General features: G+C 65.8%; 16 protein-coding genes. 5 read left to right on the top strand and 11 right to left on the bottom strand.

Annotated features, from left to right (window positions below):
* Window positions 1-51: 51 nt before the first annotated feature.
* From galE to ACFFU4_RS04895, 3 genes are all read right to left on the bottom strand, one after another.
* The gene (gene galE, locus ACFFU4_RS04905) at window positions 52-1035 is read right to left on the bottom strand and encodes a UDP-glucose 4-epimerase GalE (RefSeq protein ID WP_377067634.1); all 984 of its coding nucleotides are present in this window, start codon (window positions 1033-1035) and stop codon (window positions 52-54) included.
* Window positions 1036-1075: 40 nt separating this feature from the next.
* Complete coding sequence (gene nusG / locus ACFFU4_RS04900; protein WP_377067632.1) at window positions 1076-1588, bottom strand: transcription termination/antitermination protein NusG; 513 nt, start codon at window positions 1586-1588, stop codon at window positions 1076-1078.
* A gap of 148 nt (window positions 1589-1736) precedes the next feature.
* Window positions 1737-1931 carry a SlyX family protein gene (locus tag ACFFU4_RS04895; RefSeq protein WP_377067630.1) on the bottom strand — a complete coding sequence of 65 codons (195 nt, stop codon included), beginning with the start codon at window positions 1929-1931 and terminating at the stop codon, window positions 1737-1739.
* A 99-nt stretch (window positions 1932-2030) separates the two neighbouring features.
* On the opposite strand from ACFFU4_RS04895, the gene hisS reads away from it, so the two are divergent.
* The 3 genes from hisS to hisG are packed head-to-tail and all read left to right on the top strand — an operon-like array spanning window position 2031 to window position 5424.
* The gene (gene hisS / locus ACFFU4_RS04890; protein WP_377067628.1) at window positions 2031-3647 is read left to right on the top strand and encodes a histidine--tRNA ligase; all 1617 of its coding nucleotides are present in this window, start codon (window positions 2031-2033) and stop codon (window positions 3645-3647) included.
* A complete protein-coding gene (locus ACFFU4_RS04885; protein ID WP_377067626.1) occupies window positions 3647-4732 on the top strand; it encodes an ATP phosphoribosyltransferase regulatory subunit in 1086 nt (361 codons plus the stop codon). Before hisS ends, ACFFU4_RS04885 begins: the two co-directional genes overlap by 1 nt.
* Complete coding sequence (hisG, locus tag ACFFU4_RS04880; RefSeq protein ID WP_377067624.1) at window positions 4729-5424, top strand: ATP phosphoribosyltransferase; 696 nt, start codon at window positions 4729-4731, stop codon at window positions 5422-5424. Before ACFFU4_RS04885 ends, hisG begins: the two co-directional genes overlap by 4 nt.
* A gap of 201 nt (window positions 5425-5625) precedes the next feature.
* Here the strand turns inward: hisG and ACFFU4_RS04875 are convergent, their stop codons facing one another.
* The 3 genes from ACFFU4_RS04875 to ACFFU4_RS04865 form a co-directional block, all read right to left on the bottom strand.
* A complete protein-coding gene (locus tag ACFFU4_RS04875) occupies window positions 5626-6186 on the bottom strand; it encodes an outer membrane protein (protein ID WP_377067622.1) in 561 nt (186 codons plus the stop codon).
* Between the two features lie 267 nt (window positions 6187-6453).
* On the bottom strand, window positions 6454-7113 hold the full coding sequence (locus tag ACFFU4_RS04870; protein WP_377067620.1) for an outer membrane protein: 660 nt from the start codon (window positions 7111-7113) through the stop codon (window positions 6454-6456).
* Window positions 7114-7226: 113 nt separating this feature from the next.
* Window positions 7227-7652 (bottom strand): DUF1489 family protein, encoded by a 426-nt coding sequence (locus ACFFU4_RS04865; protein ID WP_377067618.1) that lies wholly within the window; start codon window positions 7650-7652, stop codon window positions 7227-7229.
* A 195-nt stretch (window positions 7653-7847) separates the two neighbouring features.
* Here ACFFU4_RS04865 and ACFFU4_RS04860 point away from each other — a divergent pair, with 195 nt between their 5' ends.
* Window positions 7848-9401 (top strand): trimethylamine methyltransferase family protein, encoded by a 1554-nt coding sequence (locus tag ACFFU4_RS04860; protein ID WP_377067616.1) that lies wholly within the window; start codon window positions 7848-7850, stop codon window positions 9399-9401.
* A 100-nt stretch (window positions 9402-9501) separates the two neighbouring features.
* Here ACFFU4_RS04860 and ACFFU4_RS04855 read toward each other — a convergent pair whose 3' ends face one another.
* The 5 genes from ACFFU4_RS04855 to ACFFU4_RS04835 are packed head-to-tail and all read right to left on the bottom strand — an operon-like array spanning window position 9502 to window position 14736.
* Window positions 9502-10842, bottom strand: a complete 1341-nt coding sequence (locus ACFFU4_RS04855) for an NAD(P)/FAD-dependent oxidoreductase (RefSeq protein ID WP_377067614.1) — start codon at window positions 10840-10842, stop codon at window positions 9502-9504.
* The gene (locus ACFFU4_RS04850) at window positions 10839-11606 is read right to left on the bottom strand and encodes an NAD(P)-binding domain-containing protein (RefSeq protein WP_377067612.1); all 768 of its coding nucleotides are present in this window, start codon (window positions 11604-11606) and stop codon (window positions 10839-10841) included. The genes ACFFU4_RS04855 and ACFFU4_RS04850 overlap by 4 nt, the downstream gene beginning before the upstream one ends.
* Window positions 11606-13102, bottom strand: coding sequence for an aldehyde dehydrogenase (locus tag ACFFU4_RS04845; RefSeq protein WP_377067610.1), 1497 nt, complete (start codon window positions 13100-13102; stop codon window positions 11606-11608). The genes ACFFU4_RS04850 and ACFFU4_RS04845 overlap by 1 nt, the downstream gene beginning before the upstream one ends.
* Window positions 13103-13105: 3 nt before the next feature.
* Window positions 13106-14023 carry a dihydrodipicolinate synthase family protein gene (locus tag ACFFU4_RS04840; RefSeq protein ID WP_377067609.1) on the bottom strand — a complete coding sequence of 306 codons (918 nt, stop codon included), beginning with the start codon at window positions 14021-14023 and terminating at the stop codon, window positions 13106-13108.
* A gap of 8 nt (window positions 14024-14031) precedes the next feature.
* Complete coding sequence (locus ACFFU4_RS04835) at window positions 14032-14736, bottom strand: GntR family transcriptional regulator (RefSeq protein WP_377067607.1); 705 nt, start codon at window positions 14734-14736, stop codon at window positions 14032-14034.
* A 127-nt stretch (window positions 14737-14863) separates the two neighbouring features.
* On the opposite strand from ACFFU4_RS04835, the gene ACFFU4_RS04830 reads away from it, so the two are divergent.
* Window positions 14864-15814 (top strand): GlxA family transcriptional regulator, encoded by a 951-nt coding sequence (locus ACFFU4_RS04830; RefSeq protein ID WP_377067605.1) that lies wholly within the window; start codon window positions 14864-14866, stop codon window positions 15812-15814.
* The last annotated feature ends 1 nt before the right edge of the window (window position 15815 follow it).

The following is a 15815-nucleotide window of genomic DNA, read 5'->3' as shown; positions in this document are numbered from 1 at the left end:
TCGTTATCGTGATCGCCGTAGGGTTGTAGCAAATGCGACACGCTTGTCGCATCACCGCGAATAGCCCCCGGTCCGGTACCAGCGCCAGGAATCGGAGATCATGTCCCGCAGCGTCGAGCGCTGCGGGGACCAGCCGAGTTCTGCGGCCGCCCTGCGACTGCCCGATACCAGGGCGGCGGCGTCTCCTGCCCGTCTGGGGCCAAAGCTGCACGGGACGTCACATCCGGTCGCCACCTTGCACGCGGCGATGACCTCGCGGACCGAAAATCCGGTGCCGGTCCCGAGGTTGAACACCCGGCTTCCCCTGCCGCCGAGCAGCCATTCGAGGCCCCTGATATGGGCATCCACAAGATCCATGACATGCACATAGTCGCGCACGCAGGTGCCATCCGGTGTGGGATAATCCGTGCCATGGACCGTCAGGGCCGCGCGCGCACCGGCGGCGGCCTCGATCATCAGCGGGATGAGATGGGTTTCCGGCATGTGCCACTCGCCGATTTCGGCCTCGGGGTCGGCGCCGGCGACATTGAAATAGCGGAACACCACGGATTCCAGCCCGTGGCTCGCGCCGAAATCGCGCAGCATGTCCTCGACCGCGCGCTTCGAGGCTCCGTAGGCGTTGAGCGGCATCTGCGCGCTGGTCTCGTCCAGCACGACGCCGTCCTGATCGCCATAGGTGGCGCATGTCGAGGACAGGACCAGGGCCGTGCACCCCGCCTCGACCATGGCCTCGACCAGGTTGAGCGACCCCGCCATGTTGTTGCGCCAGTAGCGGCCCGGTTCGCGGGTCGCCTCGCCCACCTGGCTGAGGGCGGCGAAATGCATCACGGCGACGGGTGCGTAGCGGGCAAAGACGGCCTCGAGCGCGGCACGATCCAGTAGGTCCCCCTGCACGAAGGGGCCGAACTTCACGGCATCGCTCCAGCCCGTCACGAGGTTGTCGAACGTGACCGGCACGTAGCCCCGGCGCGCCAGCAGCTTGCAGGCGTGCGAGCCGATATAGCCCGCACCCCCCGTGACCAGAACATGCTTCATGATGCGCGCCTTTCAAATACCCGTACCATTACACGACGGGTCAGAGGGTGCGCAACTGACCCGGGGTGACGGAAAGCCGCTTTTGCCCGCCCATGATCTCCATCAGGACCCAGACTCGCCGGTCGGGGTCGATCCGCTCCACCTCGGTGACAAAGCCGGCAAACGGCCCCGTTGTCATGGTGACCGTGTCACCCTGTGCCACATCATCGGGGGTCCGCAGTTTTCCCGATCTGTCGCAACGCCGCATGAGATGGGATACCAGCTCCGCCGGGACCGCCGTCGGCGCGGTGCCGAAACTGACGAGCCGGACGACGCCGCGGGTGGAATTGACCTTGCGCCACAGGCCGCGCGCGACATCGAGGGCCACGAAGATGTAGCCCGGAAACAACGGTCGCTCGGCGGTGACGAACCTGCCGTTGCGCTGGCGCGTTTCCTCTTGCAGCGGCAGGAATGTCTGAAAGCCCTGCCGACTGAGATGACTGTCCGCGATCCTCGCGCAGTTGGGCTTCAACTGGGCCAGGAACCAGGCAGTATCATGCGCGTGGGCGGTCATGTGGACTCTCGTTAAACGTGCACTCGTTTAACGTGCAAATGCCCAGCGATGCAAGTCGTCTGGTTGCGCTTTGATGTGACATCCCGATGACGCCCACGCTGCCCCGGCTGGCCGCAGTGGCGTGACGTTTGCAATCCGCGTCTGTTGGTCAGTAATGCGGCGGGCGCTCCGCGCCGAGCATGACGCCGCCCTCGCCGTCGCGCGTGCGGTCCGATTCGCGGCGCACGAGCCACGCCACCTGACCGCGCAAATGCGCGATCTCGCGATCCTGCCGGGCGATGACGTCCGACAGGTCGTCCACCGCGCGAATGAGATGGGCAAGGCGTTCCTCGATCTCGGTCATGGCGCGGGCTTACGCGCGCCGCGCGCGCCGGTCAACCTTGCCCCTGCGCGCCCCTTGGGCTAGACCCCGCCGCGAATTGCCGCGAAGGATCGCCGACCGATGGCCAAGCCACGTAAGACCCCGCGCCCCAGGGCCGAGACGCCCAAGGGCTTCCGCGATTATTTCGGCTCGGACGTGACCGAACGCGCGGCCATGCTCGGCAAGATTGCGGAGGTCTATCACCGCTACGGCTTCGACGCGCTGGAATCGAGCGCGGTGGAGACGGTCGAGGCATTGGGCAAGTTCCTGCCCGACGTGGACCGGCCCAACGACGGGGTATTCGCCTGGCAGGACGAGGACGAGAAATGGCTGGCGTTGCGCTATGACCTGACGGCACCCTTGGCGCGGGTCTATGCGCAACACCGCAACGACCTGCCGACGCCATACCGACGCTATGCGATGGGTCCGGTCTGGCGCAATGAGAAGCCGGGTCCGGGGCGGTTTCGGCAGTTCTATCAATGCGATGCGGATACGGTGGGGACGGCGTCGATGGCCGCCGATGCGGAAATCTGCGCGATGCTGGCCGACACGCTGGAAGCGGTCGGGATCGAGCGCGGCGATTACGTGGTGCGGGTGAATAACCGGAAGGTTTTGAATGGGGTGTTGGAGGCAACGGGCGTCTCGGACCCAGAGCAACAGGCCGCCGTTCTGCGCACCATCGACAAGTTCGACAAGGTGGGCGAGGCAGGCGTGCGTGAATTGCTCGGCAAGGGGCGGCTCGATGCCTCGGGGGCCTATATTGACGGGGTTGGGCTGTCGGATATCCAAATGCAGCCTGTAATGGATTTTGTTCAGGCAAAGAAAATTGTTCTAGACCGGGTCGAAAAGGAACTGGATAGCTTCGCCGACAACAAACCGATTGAATATCAGCAGCTCCTGCGTGTCTGGTCTGTCGAACGCGGCCCCGACGGAAAGAGAGGTTTGCAGCACAACGCTGAATCATACGCACTACTTACTGCTCGTGTTCTAGGCTTTCTAAATGAGCTAATTGGAAGCTCAACTGTTGGTCAAGAAGGGGTACTAGAGCTCAGGGAAATTTCGACCTTGCTCTTAGCCCAAGGCTATGGCCCCGACCGCATTGTCATCGACCCCTCCGTCGTGCGCGGTCTCGGCTACTATACCGGTCCGGTCTTCGAGGCCGAGTTGACCTTTGAAATCCTTGACGAAAAGGGCCGTCCCCGCCAATTCGGCAGCGTCGCGGGCGGGGGGCGTTACGATGACCTCGTCAAGCGCTTTACCGGGCAGGCGGTGCCCGCCACGGGCGTTTCCATCGGGGTGGACAGGCTGCTGGCCGCGCTGCGCGAAAAGGGGCGCGTGGGCGGCGAGGTGGAGGGGCCTGTCGTGGTCACGGTCATGGATCGCGGCCGGATGGCGGACTATCAGGCGATGGTCGGAGACCTGCGCCGCGCGGACATCCGCGCCGAGGTCTATCTCGGCAACCCGAAGAATTTCGGCAACCAGATGAAATACGCCGACCGGCGCGGCAGCCCGGTGGCGATCATCGCGGGCGAGGATGAATTCGCGCGCGACATGGTGCAGATCAAGGACCTGATCCTGGGCGCGCGGATCGCCGAGAGCGCCACGCTCGAAGAATGGAAGGAACGGCCCAGCCAGGTCGAGGTGCCTCGCGCGCAGCTTGTTGAAAAGGTGCGCGAAATTCTGGAAGGCCAACGCTGATGCCCGACCGCGCCGCGACCCTGGCCGAGGCCGCGCGCCTGCGCGGGATCTTCGAGGCGGCGGGCGCGCAGCCGGTGGAGACCTCGGTGCTGCAGCCCGCCGAGGTTCTATTGGACCTCTACGGCGAGGATATCCGCGCGCGCGCCTATGTCACCTCCGACGCGCTGCGCGGCGAGCAGATGCTGCGCCCGGATTTCACCGTGCCGGTGGTGCAGATGCATATGGAACACGGTGCGGAACCGGCGCGCTACACCTATTCCGGCGAGGTGTTTCGACGGCAGGAAGAGGATGCGCGGCGGCCCAACGAATATGTTCAGGTGGGCTTTGAAATCTTTGAGCGTGACGCGCCAGAGGCGGCGGATGCCGAGGTTTTCTCCAATTTTTTCAACATCCTGCGACCCCTTGGCCTGCGCGCCGCGACGGGCGATATCGGCATCCTGATGGCCGCCGTCGAGGGGCTTCGCACGACCCAAAGGCGCAAGGCGGCGCTGCGGCGGCACATCTGGCGCCCCCGGCGCTTTCGCGCGCTGACCGAGCGGTTCTCGGGGCGTGCGCCCATGCCCGGGACGCGGGCGGCGCTTTTGTCCGCGCGTGACCCGATGGCCGGGGCAGGGCCGCTGATCGGATTGCGCGGCGAGGATGAAATCATCAGCCGTATCAAAGCCCTGAGCGAAGATGCACGGACCGAGCCAATCTCCGAAACCGAGGTCGGGCTGCTCGACGCGATTCTCGCGGTGCGCGAGACCTGCCCCAACGCGCTCGAACGGCTGCGCGACATCGCGGTGGACATGGCCGCGATACAAGGCGCAGTTGACCGGCTGGCGCGGCGTCTCGACGCGCTGGACAGGCGCGGGATCGACGTGAGCGCGCTCGATTTCGAAGCGAGCTACGGGCGCACGCAGATGGAATATTATGACGGCTTTGTCTTTGGTTTTCATGCCGAAAATCGCCCCGATCTGCCGCCGGTGGCGACAGGTGGGCGCTATGACGCGCTCACCCTGCAATTGGGGCAGGGGCGCGAGATACCGGCGGTGGGCGGGGTGATCCGCCCGGGACTGGTGCTGGATCTCGGGGGGGTGTCATGAGCCTCAAGCTGGGCGTGCCGTCCAAGGGGCGGCTGATGGACAAGACGGTGGAGTGGTTCGCACGCCACGGGATCGCGCTTGGGCGGAGCGGATCCGACCGGGAATATGCCGGGTATGTCAATGGGATAGACGGTGTCGAGCTGGTCCTCCTGTCGGCCGGTGAAATCCCGCGAGAGCTGGCCGCCGGGCGCATCCACCTAGGCGTGACCGGCACCGACCTGATCCGTGAAAAGCTGGCCCAATGGGAGCAGCAGGTCGAGGAACTGATCCCGCTCGGCTTTGGGCAGGCCGATCTCGTGATCGCCGTCCCGCACGCATGGGTGGACGTCAACACGCTCGACGATCTCGATGCCGTCGCCGCCGCCTTTCGGGCGCGGCACGGGTTTCGCTTGCGCATCGCGACGAAGTACCATCGGCTTGTGCGCGACTTCCTGCGCGAGGCGGGGGTGGCCGATTATCAGCTTGTGGACAGTCAGGGCGCAACCGAGGGCACCATCAAGAACGAGACCGCCGAGGCGATCGCCGATATCACCTCATCGGGTGACACCCTGCGCGCCAACCATCTGAAAATACTGGAAGATGGTCTGATCCTGAAGAGCCAGGCGACGCTTTTCAGATCGCGCCGTGCCCCGATGGAACACGCCGACCGGCACGCGCTGGGCGCGCTCGGGACACGGCTGGCGCTCGACTGAGCCGGACTTTGGAGCGGGCCCGCGTTCATTCGCGGTCTCGCGCCACGCTCCAACGGCTCGATTTCGCATGTTCGAGGAGCTCAACACCGGGTCCCGCCTTTGAGCAACATGCTTTCGCAAGGTATCGCGCGCACCCATGCGCATGTCCGACGAAAAAGGGCGGCCCCGAAGGACCGCCCGCTGCAGGTCTGTTCGACCGGATCAGAAGCGGAAGGCCGCCCGCGCCTGAACCGTGGTCGCGTCGGCATCCGGGCCGCCGTTGAAATCGTCGAACTGGTGGTAGAGCACTTCGCCACCGAGCGAGACTTGGTCGGTCACCATGTGCTCGTACCCGGCACCAATGAAATACCCGTCATCATCGCCGAAATTGTCCGTGTCGGCCCACGCGTATCCACCGGTGGCATAGACAAGACCCCGACCGATCTTGTAGCCGCCGCGGAGCTTGGCACGAAAGCCGTCTTCGACCGACGCGACATTGCCGATATCGGCATCGAGAAAGTCGTAATCGAAACCGACACCCACCACGAAACCATTCTGCAGGTCGTAATCGTACCCTGCGATGAGGCCGCCGATGACAGAGTCGTCATCGTCGAACCCGTCTGCATCGACATTGGCATAGCCCAACTGGCCACCTGCATAGAAACCGGTCCAGTTCGGTGTCAGCGGGGCGGCCGGCACCGGGGCCGGGGCCTTGACGACAGGTTCGGGGGCGGGTTCGGACACGTTGCCGGCCAGCGCGGGCATTGCCGCGAAGACCGCCATAGTCGTTATCGCTGTGGTCCTTCTGAACATGTTGCGTCCTTTCCTCGTTCTTGTCACGGGACCGGGGCGAGGGGCCGCCGGACCGGCGGTCATGAGCCTGACCGTCGCGGCGAATATCGGTGCCATGGCAGTATCGGACAAGAGGGGGCGTATCGCGATCCGGATCACGACCGGGTGATCCGTGGTTTTCCGCCGGAATCGCGGGCCGCTCCGGCAAGTTTCCGCGCACGTCGGCTAGTCGTTGGCGACGACGGTACGATCGGGCACTCAGAAGCGAAAGGTCGCGCGCACCTGCACGGTGGTGAACTCGACATCGTTGCCGTTGCCGCCAAGGTCGTCAAACTCGTGATAGAGCACCTCGCCGCCGACCGAGACCCTGTCATTGACAAGGTATTCATAGCCGCCGCCGATGAACCAGCCGTCTTCGTCGCCCGTGTCGCTGGTATCGGCATTGGCATATCCCCCTGCGCTATAGAGCAGGCCCCTGCCGATCTTGGGACCGCCGCGAACCTTGAGGCGGAACACCTCTTCCAGATCGGAGCCGGCCCCGATATCGGCATCGGCGAAATCGTAATCAAGCGCGCCGCCCAGCACGTAACGTCCGAAATCGTGATCGTAGCCGGCCGTCACGCCGCCCATGAAGCTTTCGTCATCGCCGCCGTTATCCGCGTCGGCGAAGCCGTAGCCAAGCTGACCGCCAACATAGAAGCCGGTCCAGTTCACGGTACCGCCGATGGCGCGGCCCCGCGAGGACAGGATCGACCCGGAGTCCGACGCCGCGGCGCTGCCCTCTGCGTCAAAACTCAGGTCGGTCGGGGTGTCAAAGACCGGCGGCGGGGGCGCGGTGCCGGCATTCTGGGCGAGGGCCGGCGTCGCGGCGACGGGGATCGCGGAGGCGAGAGCGAGTGCGAGAGCGGTGGAACGCATGAGCCTGTCCTTTCCTGTTGATCGTCCATGACAGGATGGGACCGGGGGTACGCTGCGGGAATGAACGTTGCGGTCGCGCGTCGTCAAGGTATGGTGACCGGCGCGCGAGCCAGTCAGATCACGCCGATATCCGCGAGCGCGGCGGACAGCTCCGGCGGCAAGCTGTCATCGGTCTGGCGCGAGGAGGCGAGATCGGGGGGCGCGTCGCCTGACACAAGGTAGCGCCAGCCCTGAAACGGGCGCTTGCGCGCGGTGGCGGTGCGGACAAGGCTTGGATCGAGCACGATGGCACAGCGCCGAACGCCATCGTCGCCCGTCACTTCGTCAAGCCGCAGGATACGCTGGCGGCATTGCACCAATCCCTGGATGACCCAGTAGATCGAGCCGCCGTCCAGCAATTCACCGGCGCGGCGGGGCCACATGCGGGTGACGTGACGGGGCAGGCCGTCGGGCCCCCTGGCGCGGACCGAGCCCTGCCATGCAACGAGATCCTCGACCGAATTGCTGCCGACGCTCAGCTTCAAAAGGTTGAGTGCCACGCGAATCCCCCCTCTCACACGACATATCGTAGCGTGTGGAGCGCTGGGAGCAAGGGATGGTGGATATGGCGTGACCGGAACGGGCAAGGACACGGACGGTCATGCGCCCGTGTCGCTTTCTGCAAAAGCGTTTCGCAAAGCTGCACGCGGCGGGGAGGCAGGAGGCGCATCATGGCGGGCAGAAGGAGACCCGCCATGACAGCCCTGACCAAACCCCGCGCCCGCGCCGGTGGCCGCGCCGCGCGGCGCAGCATCCGCAGCGCGCCGAAATTCGAGATGCTCCCCGGTCTGACCCGCACGCTGCCCACCTGCGAGGTGATGGACCCCGATCAGATCGCGCGCATCGATGCCGCGTCGATGGACATCCTCGAAAACGTCGGCGTGGTATTCCGCGACGAGATCGCGCTTGAGGATTGGAAACGCGCGGGCGCCAAGGTGGTGGGCGAGCGCGTATATCCCGACCGCGGCCTCGTGCGCGACCTCATTGCCACGATCCCGGCAGATTTCACCTACCATGCCCGCGATCCAAAAAAGAACGTGGCGCTCGGCGGGCCGAATTCGATCTTCGTGCCGATGACCGGCGCACCCTATCTTCGCGATCTCGACGACGTGCGCCGCAACCCGATGCTGGCCGACCTCGCGATGTTCCACAAGCTGAGCCACATGATGCCCGCCCTGCATTCCAGCGCGCATCACATCGTGGAGCCCTATGATCACCCGATCAGTCAGCGGCACCTGCGGATCACCTATTCCTCGATGAAGCACTCGGACAAGACCTTCATGGGGATGACGACCAGTCCCAAAAACGCCGAGGACGTGATGGAGATGTGCGCCATCCTCTTCGGTGAGGCGTTCATGGAAGAGCATCCGGTCACCACCGGCAACTGCAACGGCAACTCGCCGCTGGTCTGGGACGAGACGATGTTGGGCGCGATGCGCGCCTTTTGCCGCCGCAATCAGCCGGTGCTGTGCTCGCCCTTCGTCCTTGGCGGGGCGAATACTCCTGCGTCGGTGCCCGCCACCGTGGCGCAGCTCAATGCCGAGGCGCTCTCGGCGCTGGCCTATACACAGGTGATCCGGCGCGGCTGCCCGGCGATCTACGGCCATTACCTCTCGACCGTATCGATGCGGTCCGGCGCGCCGATGGCGGGAACGCCCGAGATCAGCCTGATGAATTTCATGATCGGTCAGATGGCGCGGTTCTACGGTGTGCCGTGGCGCACATCCAACACGCTCGGCGGGGCCAAGACCTTCGACGCGCAGGCGGGCTACGAGAGCGCCACGACCCTCTCGGCGGTGATCCATGCCGGGGCCAACTACATCTGGCATTCGGCGGGCTGGAACGAGGCCGGGATGCACTGTTCCGTCGCCAAGTTCGTGGTGGATGCCGAGCAATGCGCGATGGCGCATCGCATGGCCTCGGGGCCGCAATGGGGCGATTTCGATGAGGCGCTCGCGGCGATCCCCGATGTGGGGCCGGGCGGGCATTACCTCGGCCACCCGCACACGCAAGAGAATTTCCAGACCGCGTTCTTCATGCCCGATCTCTTTGACAACAACTCGATCGAGCAATGGGTGGCGGACGGATCGAAGGAGATCACCGAACGCGCCCTCACCCATGCGCGCCGGATGCTCGACGCCTACGAGGAACCGACGCTCGACCCGGGCGTGAACGAGGCGTTGCTCGATTATATCGCCCGCCGTGAACGAGAGATCCCGGCCGCCGACGCGCTCAACCAGGACTACTGAGGCATCCTCCCTGACCTGGCCCGCCCTTCGGGGCTTCATCTTGCCTGAAATATCCCGGGGGAGACGCGCCGAAGGCGCGGCGGGGGCAGCGCCCCCTCTTTCACTCCGCGCCCGCCCGCCATTCCTTCCAGCGCAGCAGCGCATTGGCCCCGATCTCGCGAAAGGGCTGCGGCGGCAGGCGCTTGGGCTCTGCATGGTCGGTGAAATGGCGGGTGATGGGGCTGCTCTCACCACAGGCAAGCTCCGCCGCACCCATCCCCGTCAGCGTGCCGCGCGCGGTGCCCAGCCCATTCTGCACGCAGGCGCTGAATAGCCCCGGCTCGATCTCGCGCATGACCGATACGCCATTCAGGCTCAGGCACAGGTGCCCGGCCCAGGCATATTCCATCCGCATGCCCGCAAGCTGCGGGAAACGCTGGTCGAACTTGCACTGCATCACGCGGACGGCGCGGGTCATGTCCGGGCCGGTCGCGCGCATCCCCGGACGCAGCACGGCGCAGGTGCGGGTGACGATGCGGTTGCCGCCCTGCGCGCTGTCGATCCGGCGCATGGTGGTGCCCATCGGGTCCGACGGCGTGACGCCCCATCGGGATTGGCCACCGAGGCGCGCGAGCATGTCGGTATCGAGGTCGGGCGTCATGGTGGCGAACAGGAAAAGCTGCATCAGCCGCCCGCGCGCGATGCCGAAGCTTTCGAGGTGGCCGTTGACGGTCAGGATCACGCGGCCCGCGCTCAGCCGCCCCTTCGGTGTCTCGACCTGCCACGCCTCGCCCTGACGGCTGAGGGCGGTGACGGGGCTGCCCTCATGCAACGCCACACCCGCGCGTCGCAGCCCGTCCGCCAGCCCGCGCACATAGCCCGCCGGCTGCAACATCACCGTGCCGGGGGTGTAGAGGCCCGAACGGTAATGCGCGCTGCCGGTCAATTGCTGCATCGCCTGCGCGTCGAGCATCTCCGAGGGTTCATCGAGGCTGGCGAGGTGGCGGGCGTAGCTTTCGTTATGGGCATGCGCCACCGCGCTCGCCGCGCCGTTGACCTTGCCTGCCGGGTCGAAATAGGCGGGGTCGATGCCATAGTCCTCGACCGCCGCGCGCCCGAACGCCTGCGCCATGCGGTTGAGCGCGATCATCGCGCGGTCGTCGCCCGTCCCGGCGTAATCCTCGCTGGTCAAATCGTGCGGCAGGTCGATCATGAAGCCGGAATTGCGCCCCGCAGCCCCCTCGGCCACGCCCCCCGCGTCGAGCACCGCGATGCGCGCGCCCGGGGCAAGCTGTGTCAGCCGCCGCGCCGCCGAAAGCCCGGCAAAGCCCGCGCCGATCACCGCGAAATCGGCGGTGGCGTCGCCGTCAAGCGGGGTCGCCGGGTCTTGGGCGGGGAGGATGGCGTTCCACGCCGCTGGCCCAAGATGCGCTGGCAGCCGTCTGGCGCGGTGCGCGTTCATGCCGGTGGCAATCCCAAACGCTCACGCAGGCCGTCGAGGCCCTCCAGAAGCGCATCGGGCGCACCGGCCTGCGCCATGGTGTTGCACAGGCTGTCGTTCAGGCCACCTTCGGTGCCCAGATCGGCCATAAGCGTGTCGATGCCGCCGGACCCGTCCTTGCGCATCGCCGCAAAATAGGCCCCGAACATCGCGGTCACGTAAATCTCGGCCCCGGCCCGGTCCCCGGTCTGCGCGGCGAGCCAGTCGACCCCGGTACGCAGCAACGCCATGACGGGAAGCGACACGGCGCAGGCCCCGAAATGCGCGTTGAGCGCCGCCTCGCTCTCGACGGCGATCACCGGGTTGCGGTCTCCGAAGACCGCCCGCACGCTGCCGGTATCTGGCCAGACCGGCAGCGGGCAGCCGCCCGTCGCGATTGACGGCAGGGGGATGGTCAGGCTCAGATCGGCAACATCCGGGATCAGCGCCGCCAGCCTGTCGCGCGGCATGTCTGCCATCACCGAGATCACCTTGTGACCGGCGCGGAACGGCAGGTCCGGCAGCACCCGCTCGGCGATGCCGGACATCAGGCACAGGATCACGATATCCGACTGCGCGACCACCTCTGCATTGGCAGCGACAGACACACCGGCAAAGTCACGGGCGAGCCGCTGCGCCGTCGCCGCGTTGCGTTCGGACACGAGGATGTCGTGCCCGAGCCCGTCCAGCCCGCGCACCATCGCCTCTGCAATGGCACCCGTGCCGAGAAATCCGATCCGCGCCATCAGGACACCGCCTCATCCGCATCATCGGCCAGATCGAGCCAGATGGTCTTGAGCTGCGTATACTGATCATGTGCATGCAGCCCGTTGTCGCGCCCGCCGAAGCCCGATTGCTTGTAGCCACCAAACGGCGTCGAGATATCGCCCTCGCCAAAGCTGTTGACCGTCACCGTGCCCGCCCGCAGCATCCGCGCGCCGCGGACAGCGCGCTTGGCATTGGCGGTGAAGAGCGCCGCGCAGAGGCCGTAATCGGTGTCATTGGCCACCGAAATGGCCTCGTCAAAGCTGCTGACCTCGATCACGCTGAGGACAGGGCCAAAGATTTCCTCGCGCGCAAGCGGGTGGTCGTTGCCGGGCAGCATCACCACCGTCGGCGCGACAAAGCCCTTGTCAGCCGTCCCGCCGAACATGATATTCTCCGCCTGATCGAGATAGCCGCAGACCTTCGCAAAATGCCCCTCGCTCACCAGCGCGCCGACGCGGGTCTCGGGATCGAGCGGGTCGCCCACCACCCATTCGCGGGCATGCGCCTCGATCCGTGACAGCAGCGCCTCCTTGACGTCGCGATGCACGATCAGCCGCGAGGTGGCCGAGCAGTTCTCGCCCATGTTCCAGAACGCGCCCTGCACGATATGCGCGGCGACGCGGTCGAGGTTCTCGGCGTCGTCCATGACGATGGCGGGGTTCTTGCCGCCCATTTCGAGCACGATTTCCTTGGCATTGCTCTCGCCCGAATAGCCCAGGAATCGCTTGCCGGTGACGGTGGAGCCGGTGAAGCTCACCATGTCCACGCCCATGTGACGGCCCAATGGCTCGCCCACCTCCGGCCCGCCGCCGGGCAGCACATTGAGCACCCCGCGCGGCAGCCCCGCCTCATGCGCCAGTTCGGCCACGCGCAGGGCGGTGAGGCTGGTCTCCTCCGCCGGTTTCACGATCACCGAACAGCCCGCCGCCAGCGCCGGGCCGATCTTCCACGCCAGCATCAGGAGGGGGAAGTTCCATGGCAGGACGAGGCCCACCACGCCGATGGGCTCGCGCAGGATCATGGCGATATGATTGTCCGAGGCGGGAGCGACCTGATCGTAGATCTTGTCGATCGCCTCGGCGTGCCATTTCAGACAATGGATGGTCTCGGGCACGTCGACCGTCTCGCAATCGTAGATGGTCTTGCCCGAATCGAGGCTTTCCATCACCGCCAGTTCGCGCGCGTTGCGGGTCATCAGCTTGGCAAACCGGATCAGCACCTCCTTGCGCGCGGAGGGGTGCAGGCGCGACCAGCGGCCATCGTCAAACGCCTCGCGCGCCTTTGTAACCGCGAAATCCACGTCCTCGGCGCCACAGGCGGCGATTTCCGCCAGCGTCTCGCCGGTGGCGGGGTTCACGGTGGAAAACGTCTTGCCCGAGATCGCCGGGCGGTAGCCGCCGTCGATGAACGCCCCGGTGGGCAGGTCGAGCGTCGCGGCGATGGCCGCATATTCGTCGCGTGTCAGCAAGCTCATGGCTCAGCCCTCCGCCGTGATGGTTGCGATGGTGGTTTTCAGCACGCGCACCACCTGTTCCAATGCGCGCTTGTCGTCCTTGTTGAGCGATTTCAGGGGCGGGCGCACGGCGCCTGCGTCGATGCCCGCCATGGTCACGCCGTGCTTGATCGTCTGGATGAACTTGCCGCCCTGTTCGAGCACCCGCATCAGCGGCAGCATGGCCGACATGATGCGCCGCCCCTTGGCGAAATCGCCCTCGATGACGCAGGCGTTGTAGAGCGCGATATGCTCTGCGGGCAGGAAGTTGGAGCCACCGCAGACCCAGAACGGCGCGCCCCAGGCGAAGAATTCGAGCGCCTGATCGTCCATGCCGCAGCCCATCTGGATATGGGGGTAATCGCGGGCCAACAGGTGGACGCGGTTGATATCGCCCGAGCTTTCCTTGATGCCGCAGAAATTGCGACTGCGCCCGACCCGGTCGAGGAACTCCTCGCCCATCATCGTGCCGGTGCGGTCGGGGTAGTTGTAGAGCATCACCGGCAGGTTCGCCGCGCGGTCGATGGCGAGCGCGTTGAGGGCGTTTTCGCGATCCGTGGGTACGGCATAGGGTGGCGAGGCCAGCAGGATCACATCCGCCCCGATCTCGCGCGCGGCGTGCGCCAATGCGATGGAATCATCGGTCAGCATCGCGCCCGTGCCCATCACCAGCGGCACGCGGCCCCGGATCATGTCATGCGTGAGCCGCGCCAATTCCACCCGCTCGGCCGCGGTCTGGGCATAGTTCTCACCGGTCGAACCGCCGGTGATGATCCCGTGCACGCCGCTGGCGATCAGGTGCTCGATCACCGCGCCTAATGCGTCACGGTTCACCGTGCCATCCTCGTGATAGGGGGTGATGACCGGGGTGTAGATCCCGTCAAAGCGAAAAAGTGGGGTCATGGCGGTCCTCATGCGGGGCTGGAGCGGGAGAGGCGGCCCATCGGCACGTCGAGGGCCGTGGGCATCACGAAACGTTCGATCTCGTGGCGTGAGAGGTTCCAGTGTTCCTCGGCCAGCCCTGCCGCCGCGCCCTCGTCGCGGGCGGCGATGGCCTCGATGATGGCGTCATGCTGACGGCTGGCCTCGGCCACATTGTCGGCCATGGTGGCGTTTTCCGGGCGGTAGAAGGTCATGGAAATGCGCGCGTGATCAATCAGCAGGCGATGGAACGACGGCAGGAGATAGATATTGCCCGCCATTTCGCCGGTGATCTCGTGAAACCGGTTGTTGGCCAGCGTGCGGTCCGGGGTCGATCCGTCGCGCAGGGCGGCACGGAACCTGTCTTGCGCGGCGCGCAGCGCCTGTATCTGCATGTCGGTGGCGTTACGCGCGGCAAGCCGCAGGATCGCGCCATAGATCATCGGCGCGGCGAGGAAGAAATCGCGCAGCGTGGTGTGCGACAGGTCCGCCACGCGCGGCCCGCGATTGTCGCGCAGATCGACATAGCCAAGCCCCGCCAATTCACGGAACACCTCGCGTACGGGGGTACGCGAGAGGTCGAACTCGGCGCAGATCGCGGCCTCGTCGAGATCGGCACCGGGCTGCCGCGCGGTGGTGAGAATCGCGTGTTTGAGATGCGTTGCGAGCGTGCTCTTGCGGTCTTTGGCGGCCATGCCGGGGCCTCTCTCGGTGTGAATTATCGCTTGCCTCTTAAAGAATACAAATTGTATACGCAATGGATAAATCCTGACTCCCAGATCTTCCAGTGCGGGCAGGATGCCTTTCGCCGATGGACCCGCCATGACAGCGACGCAGCATTTCACCTTTGTCCTTGTCGAGGAGTTCTCGCATCTCGCGTTTTCCTGCGCGGTGGAGCCGCTGCGGATCGCCAACCTTTTGAGCTGCGAAACGCTCTATCGCTGGTCCTTCGCCTCGGAGGACGGGACGAGCGCCACCTGCTCCAACGGGTCGGTGACGCTGGTGCATCACGGGATCGATGACCTGCCCGGCTGCGACCGGCTGTTCATCCTGTCGGGGATCAACATGCGTCGGCACGTCACCCGCCCGCTGCTGTCCATGCTGCGGCGCGCGGCGCGGCACGGCACGCCCATCGGGGCGCTGTGCTCGGGCGCGTGGGTGCTTGCCGAGGACGGGTTTCTCGATGGGATGAAGGCGGCGATCCACTGGGAATTCCACGACAGCTTCATGGAGCGGTTTCCCGAGGTGAACCTCGTGCGCAACGTGTTCGTGGCCGATGAACGCCACCTCACCGCCTCGGGCGGCACGGCGACGGCGGACCTGATGCTGCACCTCATCGACCGCGACCACGGCCATGACCTGTCGATGGCGGTGGCCGACCAGATGGTCTATAGCGCGGCGCGTGAGGCGACGGCGGCGCAGCGCGTGTCGCTGCAATCGCGCAACGGCATCCGCAATGCGCACCTCACCCACGCGATCGGGCGGATGCGCGAGACCATCGAGGAGCCGATCAGCCCTGCGGCCATCGCCGCCGAGATCGGGATCTCGACGCGCCAGTTGGAGCGGCTGTTCGGCAAGTTCCTCAACACCTCGCCCAAGAAATACTACATGGAGTTGCGGCTCGATCGGGCGCGGCACCTGCTGATCCAGACCGAGGCGTCGGTGATCGACGTCGCGCTCGCCTGCGGCTTCGAAAGCTCCGGCCATTTCTCGCGGGTCTATCGCGCCGCCTATGGCGTGGCCCCCACGCAGCAGCGCGGACGGCTGAGCTGAC

The organism is Roseovarius ramblicola (assembly GCF_042430665.1).
GTDB classification, from domain to species: Bacteria; Pseudomonadota; Alphaproteobacteria; order Rhodobacterales; family Rhodobacteraceae; genus Roseovarius; species Roseovarius ramblicola.
Note: the sequence above shows the minus strand (reverse complement) of the source record. Positions and strands in the feature narration are given on the sequence as shown.

What these genes read in the sequence shown, in the direction of transcription:
- ACFFU4_RS04860 (WP_377067616.1), top strand. Translation starts at nt 7,848, where the DNA reads ATGACAGCCCTGACCAAACCCCGCGCCCGCGCCGGTGGCCGCGCCGCG.
- ACFFU4_RS04850 (WP_377067612.1), bottom strand. Translation starts at nt 11,606, where the DNA reads ATGGCGCGGATCGGATTTCTCGGCACGGGTGCCATTGCAGAGGCGATG.
- nusG (WP_377067632.1), bottom strand. Translation starts at nt 1,588, where the DNA reads ATGACCGCCCACGCGCATGATACTGCCTGGTTCCTGGCCCAGTTGAAG.
- ACFFU4_RS04875 (WP_377067622.1), bottom strand. Translation starts at nt 6,186, where the DNA reads ATGGCGGTCTTCGCGGCAATGCCCGCGCTGGCCGGCAACGTGTCCGAA.
- ACFFU4_RS04855 (WP_377067614.1), bottom strand. Translation starts at nt 10,842, where the DNA reads ATGAACGCGCACCGCGCCAGACGGCTGCCAGCGCATCTTGGGCCAGCG.
- ACFFU4_RS04835 (WP_377067607.1), bottom strand. Translation starts at nt 14,736, where the DNA reads ATGGCCGCCAAAGACCGCAAGAGCACGCTCGCAACGCATCTCAAACAC.
- ACFFU4_RS04830 (WP_377067605.1), top strand. Translation starts at nt 14,864, where the DNA reads ATGACAGCGACGCAGCATTTCACCTTTGTCCTTGTCGAGGAGTTCTCG.
- ACFFU4_RS04845 (WP_377067610.1), bottom strand. Translation starts at nt 13,102, where the DNA reads ATGAGCTTGCTGACACGCGACGAATATGCGGCCATCGCCGCGACGCTC.
- ACFFU4_RS04895 (WP_377067630.1), bottom strand. Translation starts at nt 1,931, where the DNA reads ATGACCGAGATCGAGGAACGCCTTGCCCATCTCATTCGCGCGGTGGAC.
- galE (WP_377067634.1), bottom strand. Translation starts at nt 1,035, where the DNA reads ATGAAGCATGTTCTGGTCACGGGGGGTGCGGGCTATATCGGCTCGCAC.
- ACFFU4_RS04840 (WP_377067609.1), bottom strand. Translation starts at nt 14,023, where the DNA reads ATGACCCCACTTTTTCGCTTTGACGGGATCTACACCCCGGTCATCACC.
- hisG (WP_377067624.1), top strand. Translation starts at nt 4,729, where the DNA reads ATGAGCCTCAAGCTGGGCGTGCCGTCCAAGGGGCGGCTGATGGACAAG.
- hisS (WP_377067628.1), top strand. Translation starts at nt 2,031, where the DNA reads ATGGCCAAGCCACGTAAGACCCCGCGCCCCAGGGCCGAGACGCCCAAG.
- ACFFU4_RS04870 (WP_377067620.1), bottom strand. Translation starts at nt 7,113, where the DNA reads ATGCGTTCCACCGCTCTCGCACTCGCTCTCGCCTCCGCGATCCCCGTC.
- ACFFU4_RS04885 (WP_377067626.1), top strand. Translation starts at nt 3,647, where the DNA reads ATGCCCGACCGCGCCGCGACCCTGGCCGAGGCCGCGCGCCTGCGCGGG.